Below are 852 nucleotides of genomic sequence, written 5' to 3'. Positions count from 1 at the left end.
AGCCGAAAGCCAAGCGCTTTCTACACGACATCTGGCAGTCTGAGGCAAGGGTTGGCGCGGAGAAGGCATTCGACACGTTTATCGAGACGTACGAAGCCAAATACCCGAAAGTTTCCGAGTGCCTGCTAAAGGACCACGAAGAACTGATGAGCTTCTACGACTTCCCGGCAAAACACTGGCAGAGCATCCGGACAACGAACCCGATCGAGTCGACGTTCGGGACAATACGACACTGGACCAAGCGCTCGAAAGGCTGCCTGTCGAGAGAAGGAATGCTACACATGGTGTTCAAGCTGGGAATGTGTGCAGAAGAAAAGTGGAAAAAGCTCCGGGGCTTTGATTACCTTGCCAAGGTCATCACCGGAGTGAAATTCAAGGATGGAGAGGAGGTGACAACAGCCGGTCAGAGCGCTGCTTAATCAGGCTTGTTGAACACCAGAATTGGCAATAATTCAAGCGGGGCGGCTTTATTGTGTAGATATCTTTTGTGTCGCTTGTTAGGTTTGCTCAGTAATAATAGATATGGCTTATTAGAGGAAATCCTTGAAGACAACCATCGCCCTGTATAATTACCATTGAACCCATTGACTTGATTGCCAACAAAGCAGATAGCATTGCTGAATTTTTATTCTCAGATATATCCAAAATATAATATTGCTGTTGCGAACAACCCTCCATCTCAGTCATGGATTCTAGCTGTACGCGTGCGAAGTTACTTCCAATCGTAAGCTGTGAAATTTTAGATGATGTAGAGTTGGTTAATGCCTGCACGTTACTCACGGTCATAACCGCAAAAAAGAGAATACTACCAAATATTTTTTTCATGCTTGTATTTTCCATTTAAATATGACG

The 852-nt window shown here is 45.2% G+C and carries 2 protein-coding genes; one reads left to right on the top strand and one right to left on the bottom strand.

The features are described from left to right. Nucleotides 1-419: transposase (locus Q5Y71_RS16985; protein WP_306043256.1), on the top strand; the 419-nt coding region annotated here is incomplete at its 5' end. A gap of 88 nt (nt 420-507) precedes the next feature. Here the strand turns inward: Q5Y71_RS16985 and Q5Y71_RS16980 are convergent. Continuing rightward, a complete protein-coding gene (locus Q5Y71_RS16980; protein ID WP_306043255.1) occupies nt 508-825 on the bottom strand; it encodes a hypothetical protein in 318 nt (105 codons plus the stop codon). Nucleotides 826-852 lie beyond the last annotated feature (27 nt).

The organism is Microbulbifer sp. 2205BS26-8 (assembly GCF_030731025.1).
In the GTDB taxonomy this organism is placed as follows: domain Bacteria; phylum Pseudomonadota; class Gammaproteobacteria; order Pseudomonadales; family Cellvibrionaceae; genus Microbulbifer; species Microbulbifer spongiae.
This window is presented reverse-complemented; position numbering and strand designations above follow the sequence as displayed.

Excerpts from the sequence above, each read along its gene's own strand:
- Q5Y71_RS16980 (WP_306043255.1), bottom strand. The coding sequence starts at position 825 with ATGAAAAAAATATTTGGTAGTATTCTCTTTTTTGCGGTTATGACCGTG.